General features: G+C 59.4%; 13 protein-coding genes. 10 read left to right on the forward strand and 3 right to left on the reverse strand.

Going from position 1 to position 17,713, the window contains the following annotated elements:
* Positions 1–10: 10 nt before the first annotated feature.
* Genes LB528_RS23585 through LB528_RS23600 form a run of 4 tightly spaced genes read left to right on the forward strand, consistent with a single transcriptional unit; the run spans position 11 to position 6,738 of the window.
* Positions 11–1,234: a glycosyltransferase family 4 protein gene (locus LB528_RS23585; RefSeq protein WP_224716500.1), complete on the forward strand. Its 1,224-nt coding sequence runs from the start codon at positions 11–13 to the stop codon at positions 1,232–1,234.
* Complete coding sequence (locus LB528_RS23590) at positions 1,231–2,499, forward strand: O-antigen ligase family protein (protein ID WP_224515758.1); 1,269 nt, start codon at positions 1,231–1,233, stop codon at positions 2,497–2,499. Before LB528_RS23585 ends, LB528_RS23590 begins: the two co-directional genes overlap by 4 nt.
* Complete coding sequence (asnB, locus tag LB528_RS23595; RefSeq protein WP_224716501.1) at positions 2,499–4,496, forward strand: asparagine synthase (glutamine-hydrolyzing); 1,998 nt, start codon at positions 2,499–2,501, stop codon at positions 4,494–4,496. Before LB528_RS23590 ends, asnB begins: the two co-directional genes overlap by 1 nt.
* Before the next feature lies 1 nt (position 4,497).
* Entirely contained in the window at positions 4,498–6,738 is a 2,241-nt protein-coding gene (locus tag LB528_RS23600; RefSeq protein ID WP_224716502.1) for a GumC family protein, read from the forward strand.
* A 437-nt stretch (positions 6,739–7,175) separates the two neighbouring features.
* On the opposite strand, the gene LB528_RS23605 is transcribed toward LB528_RS23600, so the two are convergent.
* Positions 7,176–8,222, reverse strand: coding sequence for a class I SAM-dependent methyltransferase (locus LB528_RS23605; RefSeq protein ID WP_224515824.1), 1,047 nt, complete (start codon positions 8,220–8,222; stop codon positions 7,176–7,178).
* Between the two features lie 383 nt (positions 8,223–8,605).
* On the opposite strand from LB528_RS23605, the gene LB528_RS23610 reads away from it, so the two are divergent.
* Positions 8,606–9,994 carry a lipopolysaccharide biosynthesis protein gene (locus LB528_RS23610; protein ID WP_224716503.1) on the forward strand — a complete coding sequence of 463 codons (1,389 nt, stop codon included), beginning with the start codon at positions 8,606–8,608 and terminating at the stop codon, positions 9,992–9,994.
* Positions 9,975–11,081, forward strand: coding sequence for a glycosyltransferase family 2 protein (locus LB528_RS23615; protein ID WP_224515746.1), 1,107 nt, complete (start codon positions 9,975–9,977; stop codon positions 11,079–11,081). Before LB528_RS23610 ends, LB528_RS23615 begins: the two co-directional genes overlap by 20 nt.
* 318 nt (positions 11,082–11,399) lie before the next feature.
* On the opposite strand, the gene LB528_RS23620 is transcribed toward LB528_RS23615, so the two are convergent.
* The gene (locus LB528_RS23620; protein WP_224716504.1) at positions 11,400–12,101 is read right to left on the reverse strand and encodes a helix-turn-helix transcriptional regulator; all 702 of its coding nucleotides are present in this window, start codon (positions 12,099–12,101) and stop codon (positions 11,400–11,402) included.
* Positions 12,102–12,475: 374 nt separating this feature from the next.
* Here LB528_RS23620 and LB528_RS23625 point away from each other — a divergent pair, with 374 nt between their 5' ends.
* Entirely contained in the window at positions 12,476–13,999 is a 1,524-nt protein-coding gene (locus LB528_RS23625; RefSeq protein WP_224716505.1) for a sensor histidine kinase, read from the forward strand.
* Position 14,000: 1 nt separating this feature from the next.
* Here LB528_RS23625 and LB528_RS23630 read toward each other — a convergent pair whose 3' ends face one another.
* Positions 14,001–14,657 (reverse strand): LuxR C-terminal-related transcriptional regulator, encoded by a 657-nt coding sequence (locus LB528_RS23630; RefSeq protein WP_224716506.1) that lies wholly within the window; start codon positions 14,655–14,657, stop codon positions 14,001–14,003.
* Positions 14,658–15,085: 428 nt separating this feature from the next.
* Here LB528_RS23630 and LB528_RS23635 point away from each other — a divergent pair, with 428 nt between their 5' ends.
* The 3 genes from LB528_RS23635 to LB528_RS23645 are packed head-to-tail and all read left to right on the forward strand — an operon-like array spanning position 15,086 to position 17,655.
* Positions 15,086–15,808, forward strand: coding sequence for an NDP-sugar synthase (locus LB528_RS23635; RefSeq protein WP_224515823.1), 723 nt, complete (start codon positions 15,086–15,088; stop codon positions 15,806–15,808).
* A 39-nt stretch (positions 15,809–15,847) separates the two neighbouring features.
* A complete protein-coding gene (locus LB528_RS23640) occupies positions 15,848–16,984 on the forward strand; it encodes a DegT/DnrJ/EryC1/StrS family aminotransferase (protein WP_224515740.1) in 1,137 nt (378 codons plus the stop codon).
* Positions 16,981–17,655, forward strand: a complete 675-nt coding sequence (locus LB528_RS23645; protein WP_224515739.1) for a sugar transferase — start codon at positions 16,981–16,983, stop codon at positions 17,653–17,655. The genes LB528_RS23640 and LB528_RS23645 overlap by 4 nt, the downstream gene beginning before the upstream one ends.
* Positions 17,656–17,713 lie beyond the last annotated feature (58 nt).

The following is a 17,713-nucleotide window of genomic DNA, read 5'->3' on the forward strand; positions in this document are numbered from 1 at the left end:
GGGTGGCAAAATGAAGCCCCACCTGGTCTGCGTCGGCGGCGAGGATCACGCGCTCAGAATTCCGTTTCTCATGGAGATGCGCGAGAGGGGTTTTCGGGTCACGGCCGTCTCAAGCAGCGAGGAAGCTCCATTCCTACGCCACGGCATCGCGCACCGGAGCTATAGGTTTGACCGCTTTGCCACTGGTGGCGGCAATGCTGGCACGGTCAGAACACTTCGCAGACTGATATCGGAACTGCGTCCGGACATTGTCCAGAGTTTCGATACGAAGCCCAATCTCTTGACGCCGCTGGCGGTGCGTGGACAGGCACCGGTCGTCCGCACCATCAACGGGTTGGGCTGGACGTTCTCATCACTCCAGCCGCGCGCCTTGGCTCTTCGTCCGGTCTTTTGCGGCCTGCAATGGCTTGCGTCCCTCTGGACTGCTGCGACGGTCTTCCAAAACCGCGACGACCGGACATTTTTTGAGCGCTATCGGCTGATCGGACGCGGGGACAGTATCCTTATCGGCGGTTCCGGTATCGACATCGGCGCATTCGCCGCCGCGAGACGGCTTGGTCCATCGGCGGCAAGATTGCGCCAGGAATTCGGACTGCAGTCGGCTGAAGTCGTCATGTTTGTCGGCCGGTTGACTCGTCAAAAAGGAATACCGACCCTCCTCGCGGCGATTCCAAAAGTTCTCGCCAAAAGACCAAATGCACGCTTCGTCTTTGTGGGTCCGTGGCAGTCAGAGGGCCCCTTCGCCGTCGAAGCATCGGAATTTGAGCGCTTCGCGTCTCACGTGGTCGTGTTGGGCAAACGGCAGGACGTTCCTGCTCTTCTGGGCATGGCTGACATATTCGCCTTCCCAACCGAATACCGCGAAGGGATCCCGCGTGTGTTGCTGGAAGCCGGCCTCGCAGGATTGCCGACAGTTGCGTCCAGAATGCCCGGTTGCAGCGATTTCATCGAAGACGGATGGAACGGCTACCTTGTCGCGCCGCGCGACCCCGATGCGCTCGCGGATCGCATAATCGAGCTGCTGTCGGATCGGTCCCTTGCAGCGACTCTGGGCAGCCGCTCCGCCGCAGTTGTTCGGGAACGCTTTGCCTTGCCGTTGATAGTCGACCAGTACTGCGACCTCTACGATAAAACCATCAACGCCAGATCCCAAGGGGGCGCTGTTCGGTCGCGATCCGCGACTGCGCCTAGCCGCGACCTGGCGGATCGCCGGCTGGGTGGAATGCACGGATGATCCGGGACATGCTCCTTGCCCTTGGCGCCGTGATGGCCGGTGCGACGCAGCTCATCCTTCCGGGCTCGTCCTTCGGCTATGGCGAACTGTTTCTGGTCCTCTGGATCGTGCTGTCGATCGGACGGATACTCGCCGGCGGGCGTACCGTGCTTACACCTGCCCTGACCAAACTCGCCGGCTTCTGGCTGGTGATGGCAGTCGCTTTGGCTTTCGGCACCGTCGTCGCCTATTTCACCTCGATCGTATACTCGACCGGACTGGTACACGATACCGAAGCGTATCTTCTGTTGGCCTGCATTACATGCCTGGCTGCCGCAGAGCCCGATGCCGGTCGCCATTTGCGCCGCAGCGCGTGGTGGTTGATCGCAATCGCGAATGTGACACTTGCGATTCAGGTGGCTCAAGGCTGGGGGTGGCTCCCCCAGTCTAATGTCGAGTTATGGTACTGGGATCGTTTTCGCGGCTGGTCGGAAAATCCAAATCAACTCGCACTCTACTGCGCGATCTATGGCACGCTGGCTTTGCATCTTGGGACGACCACTAGCAATGGTTGGGCTAGGCTCCTTGGCATCGCCAGCGTGTTCTTCACCTTCTATGTGGGAAGGCTGACGAAGAGTGACGCCTATTTATATACCAGCATTCTGACGTGCCTGACGTTCCTCGGGCTGAGAATCAGGACATGGCTCAAGACAGATGACAACAAAGTCAGTCTTTCGCGGCAAGCCGTCCTTCTGTTGCTCATCGGCAGTTTACCGATGGCGGTCTCGATCACTCCCTACATTCTGTCGGAGGCGAACACCCTCGAAAACTTCGCCAAGAGCCTGACCAAGGACAATGGCGGCGAAGGGACAGCAGAAACCGCCGAGCTCCGCCTGTATCTTTGGGGCGCGGCGTTGGAGGACGGCGTGCAAACAGGATCGATGGGCCTCGGTCCGGGCCCGCATGTCAACCGTCCCCCAACCTGGCAGAGGCAGTTTGATTTTCTGACCCGACCCTTTGAGGCCCACAACACGATACTCGATCTGTACACTCAAGGTGGTGTCATCTCCGTTCTGGCGCTGGTCTGGCTCGTTGGCACCGCCATCATGTCGGCGTGGCGCGCGAAGCTGGACGCGCTGTTGGCGCTTATGGTGTCGATCGTCATCTTCAGTATGCCGCACCTGATCATCCGCCACCCGATCGTGTGGTTTGCGCTGACCTTATGCCTTGTTGCGGGCAGGCCTCGCGAGTTCGCTCCGAGGTTCGAGCCTATAAGGGTTGTGTAATGTGTGGGATCTCTGGAATTCTCCTCGCTACCGCCGCCGCGAACACGAAGCCGCTCGAGACAATAGGCCAGTTGACGTCGGCGCTTCGGCACCGTGGGCCCGACGGCGAAGGGCTCTGGACAGATCGTGAAGCGGGCATTGCGCTGGGCCATCGGCGACTGGCGATCGTCGACCTCTCGGCGAAGGGTCGTCAGCCCATGCGTTCCGCTAGCGGCCGGTATGTGACCACCTTCAACGGCGAGATTTACAATTTCAGGGACCTGCGGCGCGAACTTGAGGACGCCGGACATCAGTTTCGCGGCACCGGCGACACGGAAGTCATGCTGTGTGCGGTCGAGGCTTGGGGCATCGAGGCCGCCCTTAAGCGCTTTGCGGGCATGTTTGCGTTTGGGTTGTGGGACCTGAAGACCAGAACCCTTCATCTCGCACGGGATCGAATGGGCAAAAAGCCGCTTTATGTGGCATTGGTCGGGCATGCTCTGGTCTTTGCGTCCGAGCTGAAGGCGATCCGGTGCTTTCCGGGTTTCTCCGCCGACCTCGACCTGGATGCGACCGCTGCCATGCTTTCGAGAGGGTGGGTGCCAGACCATAGATGCATCTGGCAGGGTGTGTTCAAGCTGCCGCCCGGTTCCCTGCTCTCCGTCAGACCCACCGATTTGGCCGAAGCCGGTGGCGCCGACGCTCTTCGCCGCCGGGTTAAACAGTGGTGGTCGCTGGCCGAGGTCGCCGCCAAAGGCCGTGAGAACCAGATCGCCGGCAGCGACGAGGATCTGACCGACGAACTGGACAACCTGCTTCGGCTCGCCGTTCGCGAACGGATGATCGCCGACGTGCCATTGGGCGGCTTTCTGTCGGGTGGCATCGACAGCTCCACGGTCGTGGCGCTGATGCAGGCTCAATCCAGAAGTCCGGTGCGCACATTCACGGTGGCCTTTGCCGAGGGCGGCTTCGACGAGGCCCCTTATGCGGCCGAAGTAGCACGGCACCTGGGAACCGATCACACCGAACTTCACCTTTCCCCGGCCGCCGCACGCGATGTCATTCCAGAATTGCCGCGTATTTGGGACGAGCCTTTCGCCGACGAATCGCAGATTCCAACGCTGCTGGTGGCGCGGCTGGCCCGCCAGCATGTAACCGTGGCGCTGTCGGGTGACGGCGGCGATGAATGCTTCGCGGGATACGGCCGCCATTTCATGGCCGAGAGGCTGAAGCGGCAGCAGGGGCTGCCCATACAATTGCGCCGGGCCTTGGCGGCCGGGGCAGGGTTGCTTGCCCGCGCGGTCCGTCACGAGATCGTTGGAAACCTGCCGCTTTCGGCGAGTGTGCGGCATGCGCTACGCGGCGACCGGCTTGATCGGCTTGCTCCGCTGCTCGCCGCAACCAGTGAAGACGAGTTGTATCAGAGGCTGAAGGGATCGGCGGTCGAAAACCTCGCCCGGCAGAAGCTCCCCACATCGAGCGATGGTGCGCCGCAGCTCGACGGGTTGCTGTCGCGTCTCTTGTACGACGACATGGCGGGTTATTTGCCCGGCGACATACTGGTGAAGCTGGATCGCGCCACTATGGCCAATGGCCTCGAGGGACGATGCCCACTGCTCGATCATCGGGTTGTCGAATTTGCCTGGCGCCTGCCCTCCAACGTGAAGGTCCGCAATGGCGGCGGCAAGTGGATCCTTCGTCACCTGCTGCATCGCTATCTTCCGGAGCGGCTGATCGACAGGCCAAAGCAAGGTTTCGATGTGCCCATAGCGGTCTGGCTGAGAGGTCCGCTGCGCATTTGGGCCAACGAACTTATCGCCGGCATGCGCAATTCCGGAGACCGGATATTCGACCTTGCGAAAGTGGATGCGTGCTGGCGCGACCACGTCGACGGCAAGCACGACCATTCGCGCGAATTGTGGCCGGCGCTCATGTTCCAGGCATGGCACGAAGAGGCGAGCAGGTCGCCGGTGTCAGAAGCGGGGCTTTCTCAAATGCCCGAACTTACAGGAGTATAAGATGGAAGGTTCCAAGGTTAGCCGCATCCATCTTCCGCATGCTGCCGAAGCGCCTCCGACCGTACGCGAAATCAACCCTCGCATGAGACGGCCGTTGGGAGAGCAGATGGACACGCAAACGCCGCTCCATCAGCTCCTCATTACCCTCCAACGAAAAAAATGGTTCCTGCTTGCCATGGTCGTCGCAGGCGGCGTCCTTGCCGCGCTCTTGGGGCTTGCGCGGCCTGCCTTATACGAGGCCACCACACAGGTCCTCGTTGATGCGCCCAGCCGGGCGGCTCCGGCAGGCGGCTTGAGTTCCAGCCAGGATTTGCTGGAATCCAGCATTGACGACCATATAACCATGCTCTCGTCGCAGAGCCATCTGCGAAGCGTGGTGGCGGCACTGCGCAAAATAGATGCCGCCAATGTTGCCGGAGCCGCCGACGGTACAAAACGAGCCGATGCCGCGACCGCAACCTCTTCTCCCAATCCTGGCCGCGTCGAGCCGCCGAAATCGCGCTCGATTCTAGATGGTCTGCTGGAAAAAATCTGGCCGCGAAGCACGCCAGCGGAGCCAGATGCAGCTGAACTAAAGGTGCTGCGCGAGGGCATAAGGATTGGGCAGGAACTGAAGTCTAGAGTGATCAGTGTCGGCTTTACCGACAAGGATCCAACGCGAGCCGCTCTTGTGGCCAATACGTTCGTCCAAGTATATATCGGCGATCTTGCAAGGAGAAATCAGGCTTCGGACGAACAGGAACTCGACTCGATAGTTGCCACGCTGCCGACTATACGAGACAGTCTCGCAGAAGCGACGGATCGGCTTGAAAGGTACCGGTTGAGCCATGGCGCGGTAGATCAAGGTGCGGCGGACAACGCGGCCAAGGAGACGGCCGAACTCACTCAGCAGATATCGATGTCCAAGGCTGACCTCGCCGCGCAGGAATCCCGCCTTCAGCGCATTCAGGATCTCCGTAAGCAGAACGCACCGTTCGCATCGCTGGCCCAGGCGATCGGTACGCCCGAATTGGCCGATCTTGCGGCTCGCCAAGCCGCCGCGCCGGCAGATAAGAGCCTGGGCAAAGCGGTTGACAGTGCTGTAGAGCAAGCTCTCGCTCGTGTTGCCGCTGAGGTTGACATTTATCGCGCTCAGATCGGGGCTCTGGAAGATCGCAAGAAAGTTCTCGATGCGGTTGTGGCGGATACGGCCGGTCGGCTCTCCGGGTTGCGCGCTCTCGAGCCGCAGGTGAGCATCCTGACGCAGCGATACAACGACCTGTTGGCCCGTCAACAGGACTTGAAGCGGCAGATTGCAAAACCCAACCCCGGAGTCGGAATTCTTTCTGCAGCGTGGCCGCCTGCCAATCCAACGACTTTTCCGCCGATTTTCCTCGTTCCACCGGGCATGATCATGTTCGGCCTGATTGGAGGAATTCTCGTACTCCTGCGCCGACACTTCGATCGCACTTTACGCGGCGAGGCTGAAGCTGAAGCGGCGCTCGGGGTTCCGTGCCTGGCGCTCATACCACAGGCCGCCACCCCGCACGCCAAGCGACTGAAGCAGTTGGTCCTAGGCCAGCAGGAGTCCGGATACAGCCGCGCCGTGACGTCGCTGCTTGTCGCGGCAGCTCCAAGTCGACTGAGCGCTCGCTCCTCGCAGATCATGCTTGTGACATCCAGCACGCCCGAGGACGGGGCGACCGAGCTCGCATGGAGCTTGGCATTGGTTGCGACGCGCCTGGGCGGCCGAGTCCTTGTGGTCGATCTTGAACCCAAGGCCGCTCGGCTCACTCTTGAGTTTCTGAACCAGTATGGTGGACCCAAGGCTCGCCATTCTTTCGCGGACTATGTTTGCGATCGGTGTACCTTGGGAGATGCTGTCACCGGCATGCCTGAAGTCGGCGTCGACCTGATGACCCTCGGCCCTTCGGAGGATCTGCTGACCCTGCTGTCCCGCGGGAACGGGTCCGAACTGATGGAGGAGCTACGCTCGGTTTATAGCGTCGTTATCTTAAATGGGCCATCCGGGCTTGGGAGGCCGGAAGCCAGATTCCTCACCGAATGGGCGGACGTGGTGCTTTTCGCCGTCCGGTGGGCGAAGACGCCACGCCATGTCGCTCGCGGTGTGCTGGAACTGCTTCAGGGCGAAGATTCTGTTCCAGTACCCGTCGGGAGCGTTCTTACGCGGGTGAATCTCAGAAAGCATGCCGGATATCGGCTCGGGGACAGCGCCGACCTCCTGCGCGAGAAGGTGACTTGAGGAATTGGGAGACCTGGATCGATTGGGCGAGCAAGTTGCGGGCAATGCCGTGCGCTCTTCAAACGTGCGGCCTCCGTCCTCATGGCCGCGGCTGTCTATCTTCTGTTCCGTTCGTATGACGCACCATCCTGGGCACCGCTTGCCCTGGGGGTGACCGCAGTCTTTTCAACTTCGAACTGGTTCCGGATCCCTCTCAAATACGGGGTGGGAAGGTGCCCTTCTTGCCCTGGCCCTGGTCTACCTTGACAAGGCCCAACCAATTCGAACGAACACGCCGGCTTCGATGCTTCGCCCGGCTGATCTTTGATGACTTTGCGGTTCAGGGCGGCCAGTGGCACAACGTGATCTTGTAGCGTTCCCTCGCTCGCATGGCGACAACTGATCGGGCCAGCCTCCCCCGCTAAGCGACTACCCGAACTCCTCCGGGCGGAAAACTGTTACGCGCTTTCCTTGAATTGATCTGGCCGTTCATTGCAGCCTGATTTGATGGCTCCGTAGCTCGGCGAAGAGACCTTTTCGACCGGCGAGGAGACTTTGTCGATCCTCGCCCAGAGTGCGTTCCCGCCCAGCGTCGACGCGTTGCTAACCGCATATGCCCATGCCGGCAGGCGTGACGGTGAAATCGCCAAAGCGGTCACGCCTTGCGCAATCCGTTGAGCTTTGCTTCGCGGCAGGGCGCGGACGAACTCACTCAGGCTGCCAGGCTTTTCTCCCTTACGCAAATAGCTGTTCACAATATCTTGCTTGAGGAAACTAAGCAGGTTGAAGGGTTCCCGCTCACATTTGGTCAGTTGCAAGCCATGCCGCCGACAAATCGCATCAAAGGCTTCCTTCGTCCATCGGCCGATATGATTGGGGGGCATGTCTATGAGGGATCCATGAGACTCCATATAGTATGTTCTGTTTTCATTTGGCACCGCAATGAAGACAGACCCTTGTGGCTTAAGCAGGAATTTCAATCGAGCGAAGACGTCGTCCACTTTGTCCATATGCTCGAACACCTGAAACAAGCAGATGAAGTCGAATGATTCCTCCAACTGGTCAAAGCTGTCTCCACGAATGTCGCTCGAGAACGTCGTGAAACCCTTTGACGACAACATCGACTGCGATGTTTCGTTATAATCGACTGCGGAAATATCCGAAATTTTGAAGAATTTATTTTTGACGCGATCGAGAAAATACCCGAAGCCGGCACCCACGTCGATAATCGTTTTTCCGTCAGTCCGCAGGCCCGCTAGTTCTTCGATGGTTCTTGCATATTCCCATCTCATGGTCGGATAGGAAGGATACGCCCAGGCCAGGTTGTAGAATTCAACCCCGCCTGCAACGAACGGATCTGCAAAACCGAATCCGCAATCTGAGCATTTGCGGATATCGCATGTGTCGCTTCCCCAGAGGTCCGACAAGTGGCTCTTCAGGTTCCGAAAGCGATCGGGTTCCTGGCGCGGGTTGAGAAAATGTCGAGAGGCTTCGTCAGCCGTCACTTCGAACAATTTCGCAGTCGATGTACCGCAACACGCCGGACAAATGGTCATTTCGCTTGTCCCTAAAGCCTGACCGAAGCTGCGATTCCGCATTGAACAATGGAATTGGCGCAAGCTTAGGATGGGCACCGAACGCCACCATCATCCATCTGAATGAGATCATTCGGCGGAGCGGCGGCGCAAAGTATTCCCCACGCTTTGTCGTAGCGAATGCCGGAGTTTGAGAGCCGCGCCTTGCGACGGCTTACCTCAGGCAGGACAGCACAAATTCGCGATCCAGCCGCTCCGCCAAATCGTGTCATTCAGATGGATGATGGTGGCGTCCGATGCCCATCGTAAGCTCCCGGAACCGCGAAAATCATGCCTCTCGGAAGCGCGAACTCATGTCAGACAGGGCCAGCGACATTCTGAGATCGAGCAAAGTCCCCAGGGCTGAGAAAGCAATCATCGATATTCCGCCGAGCTCGATCCGCAACGTTATTCGCGCGGCTGGGGGGGTATCGGCCATGGCCATCACCGGCCAGCTTATTCTCGTTGCGACTATTCCGGTGCTGACTCGGCTTTATTCCCCGACGGATTTCGGCGTATTCACGATTTATCTTTCGATCGTCAACATGCTGGGCGCCGTCGCCGCGCTGCGCTTCGAACCTTCTCTCTATGGGGTCAAGGACACCGGGCAGACCTATGTCACGGCCAAGCTAATTCTGCTGGCCGTGTTCGCCACCGGTGTGCTGACCTTTTTGGTCGGGCAGGTCTTCTTGAGTGCTGCGCCTGCCCAACTCAGACACCTGGTATGGCTGGTGCCTATCGGGATGAGCGGCGCAGCACTCGTAGAAACGATGAATTGCTGGGCGCTACGGGCGGGCATGATGCGCAACTTCGCCATCGGCCGGCTGATCCTGCCAGCAACCATGGCCGTGCTGCAATTGGCTTTTGGTTTCGCACGTTTTGGGGGCGGGGCGATGGTATACGCTCATATCCTCAGCCAGTTCGCCTTTCTTGCCTTCATCGGTCTTCAGATCCTGTCCTGGGAGGATCTGCGCGGTGTCGTCCGGGCCCCGTGGAGAAGCGTCTTTGACAAAGCCAAAAGGGAGTACAAATTCCCGCTGTTCGACATTCCCGCGACCCTCGGGAGCTACGCCATCAACAATCTTCCCGCGATTCTAGTCGGCTCCTTTTTCGGCGCCGCCTTTGCCGGTTATCTCGGCGTCGCGACACGGCTGGTGACTGGGCCTATCGTGCTGATAGCCACACCGCTAAGCAACGTGTTTGTCGCCGAGTCGAACAAGAGCAGCGATCGTGGGCATATGCTCGGCGTCGCGCGCGGCCTACTGATGCTTGCCGCCGGTCTTTCTGCGTTGCCGATACTGGCGCTTGGGCTGGCCGCCCCATACCTGGTCGTGCCGCTCTTGGGCAAGGCTTGGATTCCGACGGCCCAAATCATGACTGCTTTGGCATTCATGGGGGCCGTGCAAGCATTGTCGACACCGCTCAGCGAGGTTCCTTCCCTGTTGCGGCGGCAGGAAGTGCGGCTGGTCGTCGACGCCGCGCGGATGGTGCTTGTCTTCGGTCCGCTGCTCGCCGGCGCCAAGGCAGGGTGGGTACCTATCGACGTCATTTATCTCATGGCTGTTGGCGGGATGGTTGGGTTTGCCATTAAAACCGCGGCCTCACTGTATCTTCTGAAACGGGACATCGAACCGGCCCAGGTAACATTGTCCAGTCCGTATCCAATCGCGAGGAAACAGCACGATGAAGCTCCTGTTGAATAGCGACGAGCGCCCTGAGAGACCTGTGCCGTCGCTTGAGCCGGTGGCCAGCGGCAAAAATGAAATAAATCTGTCGGCGCTTGGTCCTATGGCCAATGTCGCTCATGCTGTCGACGCGTCACCCGCGCGCCCATTCATTTCCGTTGCCGTTCCGACGTTTCGCCGGCCGGACACCATCAGGCGCACCATCGACAGTGTCGTGGGGCAGGACTTTTCCAACTGGGAACTCGTCGTCAGCGACGACGAAGGGCAAAAGGGGTCGAGTTGGGCCATCTTGGAAGAGTATGCGCGACGCGACCCGCGCATTCGGATCGTCGAAAACTGCAGAGGCCGAGGGCAGGTGGAGAACACCAACAACGCCATGCTTGCCTGCACAGGCAAGTGGATCAAATTGCTGCATGACGATGATTGGCTGGCCCCGGGAGCTCTGAAGAGATTTGCCGAAATCTCGGTAAAATATCCGTCGGCGGCGTTCATGACCTGCGCGGCGCATGTTGTCGAGGAAGACCGGATCGTGATGCGGTCGGACCCGCCGGAGCAAAACCGGGTTTCGCTCTATTCCAGCCAGCAGTGCCTGACGGACCTCTATCTGGTACGGGTGACCAGGAGCCTTGGCATCATCCCTTCGACGCTCCTGATCAACACCGCCGTCATCCACGCCGGGTGTCAGATGCGAGCCCATAAATCCATCCCGGCCGGCGTCGATCAATTATTCTTTGTTGATCTGGCCCGTTACGGCGAAATGGTGGCAATCAACGAAGGGCTGATCTTCTATGATGCGACACATCATCCGAGCATAACGACGTCGAAAAGCTACGAGGACGTGGATGAGGTCACTCTTGCCGTCAAACAGCTCAATTGGGATCTGATCGAGGATAGAAAGGGCCTCCCGAAACCGGAGACGCTTCTACGTGCGCTGCGGGTCGCCCGCATCCCGGCCAGATTCCGACATCAATCCTGGCGAACGACGATGCGAGATGCCGTCCAGATCCTTCGGCCGTCCGTGATGAAGATCGCGAACCAGTATGCCTTGGAATACCTGTTCAGGATCCGACCAAAACTCGGCGCGGTGCAGACCCGCAAACGCTGATGCGACCGTGATGCTGGGCCTACCGTAGGAATCGTGCGCGCGTTCGCATGACAGCTCGATGGCCGGCAGCATGCGCGAACCATCGGGCGCATCGGGTCGACGAATCTCATCCGGCGAATGTCGCAGGAACAATTCCGGGCGGCGCAGTCATTTGCGTCAGAGCAATCCCAGGAAAGTATGGGGCGGATTCCGTCCGGAAGTGCGTCGACACTAGAGATAGAGCGGTTCGCCGTTTCGTGAAACGGTGAAACACTCGACGCAGACGTGGAGCAGTGGCGCGCTACCGGAAACCCAGGCGCGCCAGATGGTCGGGAGGTTCTACGGCAGGACCGAGATGCGCCCTAAAAGAGCGACCAATTCCGCCTGGCGCCTCGTCTCTGTCTTGGCGAACAGCGAGGCGAGCTGGGTGCGGATCGTGGTCCGGCTGAGCCGGCTGCGCTCGGCAATTTCCAAGGGGGCATCGCCGCTCGCCAAGCGCAACGCCAAATGCGTTTCGGCGCCCGTCAATCCAAACATTTTCCGCAGGGTTTCCGGATTGGGTCCGGTTCTCGGCTGGCGATCGAGGAGTGCGACAATGATCGACCCATCGGGAGTGACGACGCCTTCCTCATTCATGATCACCGGCCGGTCGCCGGCGCTGCGGATCACGATCCAGGACAGCGATCCGGCAGCAAAATGAGCAGGCACACCAGCTATCAGGCTTCTCAGTGCCGCCGATAGATCGCCGGGGGAATCTAGAGAATCCGCACAGGCCGTGAGAATGGTTTCGGCGGCTGAGTTCCATTCAAGCACTCTCTTCGACTCGCTGAGCACGAGCCAGCCACAACCTATGCGCTCAAGCATGCCGGTTATTGAATCAAGACACGGCCGCACGTATTTGCTCGCCGTGGTCGGCCTGAGGGTATTGCGAGGCGCGCCCCCCCTGGCAAAGGCGGTCATTGTCCGGCTGCCCGGACCAGGCGGTATCATGCCAGGCCTGGCGATCGATCTTGTGTCGTTCTGTCCGCTGACCAGATTCATGAATCATCCATCCTCGTTTCTATTTCTGCTATCGGTGCTGGACGACCGACAGTCAGAAGATCGGGTGCTGATGTTATAAGGCCTTGATTTTTGGCGATCCGAAAGCGAGCAGATGGACTAGCTGCTCGCTCAACGGTCTAAGCTCGACGGGCTAGACCGAAAGTTGTAGGTAGGGTGGATGAGGTTGCCGAGGAGGTCCGATCCTGTCGCGAACTCACCTAGCGTCGACGGCTGTACTGATCGCTACGCTGCTCTTCGAGGTAAGGGTATCCTTAACGGGCACCACAGACCCGGCTTTCCTTGAATTTGTTCCGGCGATAATTGTCATCGCTTTCCTGGAAAGCCGCCGGATCGCAGTCGGATCAACGTTCCTGATGGCGGCCGCCGGCCTGGGCGCCCGGATAATTTTGCATCGCCAGCCACTCGCCGATGATTGGGTGCGCGCCATCCTGTTTGTGCTTTCCGGTGGGATGATTGCCTTTCTTTTCGATCGCTCCAGGCAGAGCTTACGGGCCGCATTGGACGTTAAGCTCGCTGCCGTCGAAGCCGCAGAGTCGCGTTACCGACACGCTTTTGAACGAGCCGCGCTGGGCTTTGCGACCGCGAACGACCGCGGAGAATTGCTACGGCTGAACAAACGCCTCAGCGATCTGCTCGGCTACATCGAAGACGATCTTGTCGGGCGGCGCATAGACGAGCTTGTCCACCAAGATGATCGAGCGCTGCTCGAAAGCTCGCTCGCCGCATTGACGGCCGAAGCGCCGTGGTTCGGCTCGGAAATGCGCCTGACCAGAAGCGACGGCGGCACGCTTTGGGCCTGGTTGACGCTTTCTCTTTCTGCGTCCGACACGGTGCCGTCGGACAGCCTGTTTGTAGTCGTAGATGACATAACCGAGCGAAGAGCCGCCCGCGAAGCGCTCATAGCTCAAAACGAATGGCTCGACCTTGCGCTGTCAGCCGGCCGGTTGGGCACCTGGCGCATAGACTATGGCCAGGACCTCATCTCGGGCTCACGCCAGTTTTGGGAGATTCTTGGATTGTCCCCGATGGCATCCCGCCCTCTTTCCGATCTGTCTTCGATCGTCCACCCAGCGGACTGGGGTAAGCTCGCATCGCCTTCAGGAACCGACCCGCGGGGGGCCAATTACGACGTGGAGATTCGTCTCAAGCGACCCGACGGCCAAGTCCGTTGGATCGCCTTGCGGGGACGCGAGGAAAACCAGAATGGCCGAGACCAGCGCGTTGGCATCGCGGCGGATTTGACCGAGCGACGTCAAACCACGCTGCTGCGGGCTGCGGTAAGGCGGCAAGAAAAATTGATGCTGGAGCAGCGCCACCGGTTCAGCAATCTGTTCCCCGTCATCACGGCGATAGTGAAGATGCTGGACGCACCGGAGGGCAGTCTCGCCAAGTTCAAGGAGACGCTGGTCGAGCGAATTCACGCGCTTGCGGCGACGCATATGCTGCTCACACGTAGCGCGGATGGATCATCCACCATCCGGGATCTCGTCATGCAGGAACTGAAGCCCTTCTCGGACGCTGGCAGAACGATAGTCGCAGGCCCCGACATCAGGATTTCTGGCGGAACGGCGGAGAGCTTCGCAATGATTATCCACGAGCTCACGACCAACTCGATCAAGCACGGCGTGCTCGGCGATGCGCACGGCAAGGTTGAGGCACGTTGGGAGTTCACATCAGCCGAGGCGGGCGATGAGATTGTTTTTGAGTGGATAGAAACAGGGCGCCGACGCGCGGCTCCCTTCAGGCGTCCGGGTTTCGGATCTGTGGTTCTGGGAGTCGAGGGAACACCCCTTGTGGGCCATTCCTCGCAATTCGAGGTGCGGGAGGATGGATTGCGATATTCCCTTCGACTGTCTTCGAAGGAAGTGCATGCTTAACTCACACCGTTCCCAACCAGGTCTTTATCAGGACTGCGGCTTCCGTACGGTTTCGAACCCCCAATTCCCGCATGATTGCCGCCGCATGAATCTTTGTCGTAGCCTCGGCGATATCGAGATCTCTCGCGATCTCCTTGTTCGAATATCCTTCCGCCATCAGCCTTAGTACATCCTTTTGCCGCGATGTGAGCCTTTCGAGAGCGCCGGCGCCGGCGATGCTCCCGTGACGGATCTCGAGGGACTGCTCGTGGCTTCCCAAGTGCCGGGACAGGAGCGCCGGCACGTAGATGCGGCCTGCCAGGATTTCCTTCACCGCCAGGACGACCTCTTCGTCACTTTGCGATTTCACGATATAGCCGTGCAGCCCCACATTGAGAGCGGTCAGGATTTCAGAGCGTGAATCGTTTCCCGAAACGATCGCAAAGCGCGTGTCGGGATACGCAGCCAAAACATCGCCAATCACTTTCTGAGTGAAGAGCCCCGGCATGTTCAGGTCAAGCATCGCTAGGCTGACGCACTCGTGTTCGGCAAGAAGCCCCACCACGGCATCGAAGCACGCGGCCTCAAATATCTCAACGCTTTCAATGCCGGCGGTCAGCGCCAACCGTAAGCCACGCCTGTAGAGACCGTGATCATCGGCGATGACGATTTTGTACATTTTACCCCAACGCACACGCTTTCGGCCCGGGGACTATGACACGCGTCCAGAACGTTTTTTGCCTACGGGGCTAGTTCTGTGACGATGCGGGACTTGTCCGCCAAGCCGGAACCCAACAGAAATGTGCCTCTTCCGAAGGAAAAAAGCTACTCTGCGTTTACTATATTGCAAAGTCGGACCTTGGTCCCTAGCCATCGCTGCGTCCGCGCCCGGGCCCACGCTCCTGCACCGCCCGTCATTTCACTGTCGGCCAGTTGAGCGCCATTCGAACGCACGACGACAGGCGTACAGGCTGAGCGTATTTCTCGCTCAATTCGGAGCACGTTCGGCAGATCGGGTGGCGGGACCCGCATAGCCGCATGCGTGAGATTTCCGGACGCCGAGCTTGATTGTCGGCCTGTGTCGGCCGTGTGCGCAGGGAGTATCAAATGAAAGCGGTTATCCAATGCGGTGGAATGGGCATGCGTCTGCGCCCGTTCACATCGGTTCTGCCGAAGCCTCTGATGCCGATCGGTGCCCGGCCGGTGCTTGAGCTGCTGCTCAAATGGTTGCGGCGCAACGGCATTGAGAACGTCTACGTCACGACCGGTTACCTGGGCCATCTGATCCGCAGCGTGTGTGGCGATGGTTCGCAATGGAACCTCAAGATACGCTATACGCAGGAAATGGAACCGCTCGGAACCATCGGCCCACTCTCCTTGATCCGCGATGAACTGGACGAACCGTTTCTGGTCCTCAACGGCGATGTGCTTACCGATCTGAGCCTCAGCCGTTTCGTCGCGGCGCATCGGGCGCACAAGGATCTGGTTACGATCGCGACGGCGGCGCGTGTCACCAAAATGGACTTCGGCGTCATCGACGAGGTCAATGACACTGTTCAGGTATTTCGCGAAAAGCCTTCGCTCACGCATCTGGTGAGCATGGGAATCTACTGCATGGATCCGGCGGTTCTGCAGTTCATTCCGTCCGGCATTCCCTTCGGCTTCGACGATCTTATGCTGCAAATGCTCCAGGATGGGCAGGTCGTGCACGTCTACAAGCATGACGGGCTTTGGCTGGACATTGGCCGCGTCGAGGACTTCCAGAAGGCTCAGGCGGTTTCCTGGGAGGAGCAGTCGGCTTCGATCGAGGTCGCCGCGGCTGCCGCGTGAGGCGCTTTTCTACTCGCGAGAGTTCACCGGGAGGTTGGGATGCTCTTGGTTAGTGCTCCCTTGTTGGGTGTGCCGGAGAAGGCCGCTTTGTCGAAAGTAATCGACAGCGGCTGGCTGACGATGGGCGAACGCGTCAGGGCATTCGAAGAAGCGTTCGCCGCGATGCACGGCGCCGACGATTGCGTCGCGGTCAACTCCTGCACCGCAGCTCTCCACCTCATTCTCCATGGACTTGGGATCGGGCCCGGTGACGAGGTTCTGGTGCCTTCATTGACCTTCGTGGCGACCGTAAATGCGGTCTTGTACGTCGGGGCCAAGCCCGTCTTTGTCGATATAGAATCCGACGACGTGCCTCTGATGTCGGTCGAAGATGCGGAGGCAAGCTGCACCTCCCGCACCAGGGCTGTAATCCTGGTCCATTTCGCAGGCTATCTCGCGAACAAACAGGAGTGGCAGACATTTGCCAGCGTGCGAGGGCTCTACATCATCGAGGACGCCGCACATGCTCCTGGCCTGACGGAGGTTGGGACCTTTGGTGCGGGAGCGGCGTTCAGCTTCTACGGCAATAAGAACATGACCACCGCTGAAGGCGGCGCGGTCATTACGCGCGACCCCGACCTGCGGGAGAAGATCCGCCAGGCTCGTGGCCACGGCATGACCACCGGCACGCGGCAGAGATTGAACAGCCGCACGCCGCAATATGATGTGACCATGCTGGGCTTCAATTATCGCATGGATGAACTGAGAGCTGCCATCGGCTTGGTTCAGCTTCGCAATCTGCAGGAATGGAATGAGGTCAGGCGGGTCCTTGTCACATTGTATCGACGCCTCATAGCCATGCGCTGTCCGGCCGTTTCGATGCCGTTTGCCGAGCCGCGCAGCTCTGCCTATCACATCATGCCGATTCTCTTGCCTCGTTACGTCAATAGACAGGACGTCATCGATGAGTTGCGCGCGCAGGGCATACAAACGACAATTCATTACCCGCCTGTGCATCAAATGACCTTCTACCGGGAGCTTTTTCCCGGAATTCACCTGCCGCGCACGGAGGACTTCGCCGACCGTGAGCTGACCATACCGCTGCATCCGCAGATAACATCTCCCGTGGCGGAAGCGGTCGTGGACGCCCTGGCATCCGCCCTCAACAGCGGCGTCCGGGCAGGGACAGCAGCATGAACGCGTTCGACATGCCCATTGGCCGGCTTGCAATGCGCTGCGTAAGCCATGGATTTGGCCGACGCGCCATGGACATCATGGCCGCGTTCGTCGGGCTGGTTGTCCTGTCACCGCTGATGCTGCTTATCGCAGTGGCGCTGCTGCTGGAAAGCGGGCGCCCTGTGCTCTTTGTTCAGCCGCGCATCGGCGCCGGCGGTCAACTTTTCCGTATGTACAAATTCCGAAAATTCTATCCGCGCTGCGATGCGGGAGGCCTTGCGCTAACCCTTGCCAATGATCAGCGCATGACGACGGTGGGCAGGTTTCTCGCTTTCAGCAAAATGGATGAACTGCCGCAGTTGTGGAACGTTCTGAAAGGCGAAATGGCCCTGGTCGGTCCGCGTCCAGAGAGTTTGTCATTCGCTGAGTGCTTCAGGGACGGCTACGAAGCTGTCCTGCAATATAAGCCAGGCCTGTTCGGTCCGGCTCAGATCGTATTCCGCCACGAGGCCCATTTTTATCCTCGAGACGTCGAGCCAACTGTCTTCTACAAGGAGGTCCTGTTTCCGGCAAAGGCGAGGATCGATCTTTCTTATTATGGCCGCCGGACAATCCTCTCAGACATGGCGCTCATCATTCGAGGTGTTTTCATCGTTCTCGGCGTGACTGTGGACCGTTCGGTCGGCGCGTAAGCCATTCGAATGGTTGCCGCAGCATTCGCCGGATTAAGGCCAAGGAGTGCGAGGACTG

This window comes from Mesorhizobium sp. CA4 (assembly GCF_020165075.1).
In the GTDB taxonomy this organism is placed as follows: Bacteria; Pseudomonadota; Alphaproteobacteria; order Rhizobiales; family Rhizobiaceae; genus Mesorhizobium.

Coding starts and splice junctions, on each gene's coding strand:
- LB528_RS23640 (WP_224515740.1), top strand. CDS start 15,848: ATGCTCTTGGTTAGTGCTCCCTTGTTGGGTGTGCCGGAGAAGGCCGCT.
- LB528_RS23630 (WP_224716506.1), bottom strand. CDS start 14,657: ATGTACAAAATCGTCATCGCCGATGATCACGGTCTCTACAGGCGTGGC.
- LB528_RS23635 (WP_224515823.1), top strand. CDS start 15,086: ATGAAAGCGGTTATCCAATGCGGTGGAATGGGCATGCGTCTGCGCCCG.
- LB528_RS23590 (WP_224515758.1), top strand. CDS start 1,231: ATGATCCGGGACATGCTCCTTGCCCTTGGCGCCGTGATGGCCGGTGCG.
- LB528_RS23625 (WP_224716505.1), top strand. CDS start 12,476: ATGGCGGCCGCCGGCCTGGGCGCCCGGATAATTTTGCATCGCCAGCCA.
- LB528_RS23615 (WP_224515746.1), top strand. CDS start 9,975: ATGAAGCTCCTGTTGAATAGCGACGAGCGCCCTGAGAGACCTGTGCCG.
- LB528_RS23620 (WP_224716504.1), bottom strand. CDS start 12,101: ATGAATCTGGTCAGCGGACAGAACGACACAAGATCGATCGCCAGGCCT.
- LB528_RS23600 (WP_224716502.1), top strand. CDS start 4,498: ATGGAAGGTTCCAAGGTTAGCCGCATCCATCTTCCGCATGCTGCCGAA.
- LB528_RS23610 (WP_224716503.1), top strand. CDS start 8,606: ATGTCAGACAGGGCCAGCGACATTCTGAGATCGAGCAAAGTCCCCAGG.
- LB528_RS23645 (WP_224515739.1), top strand. CDS start 16,981: ATGAACGCGTTCGACATGCCCATTGGCCGGCTTGCAATGCGCTGCGTA.
- LB528_RS23585 (WP_224716500.1), top strand. CDS start 11: ATGAAGCCCCACCTGGTCTGCGTCGGCGGCGAGGATCACGCGCTCAGA.
- asnB (WP_224716501.1), top strand. CDS start 2,499: ATGTGTGGGATCTCTGGAATTCTCCTCGCTACCGCCGCCGCGAACACG.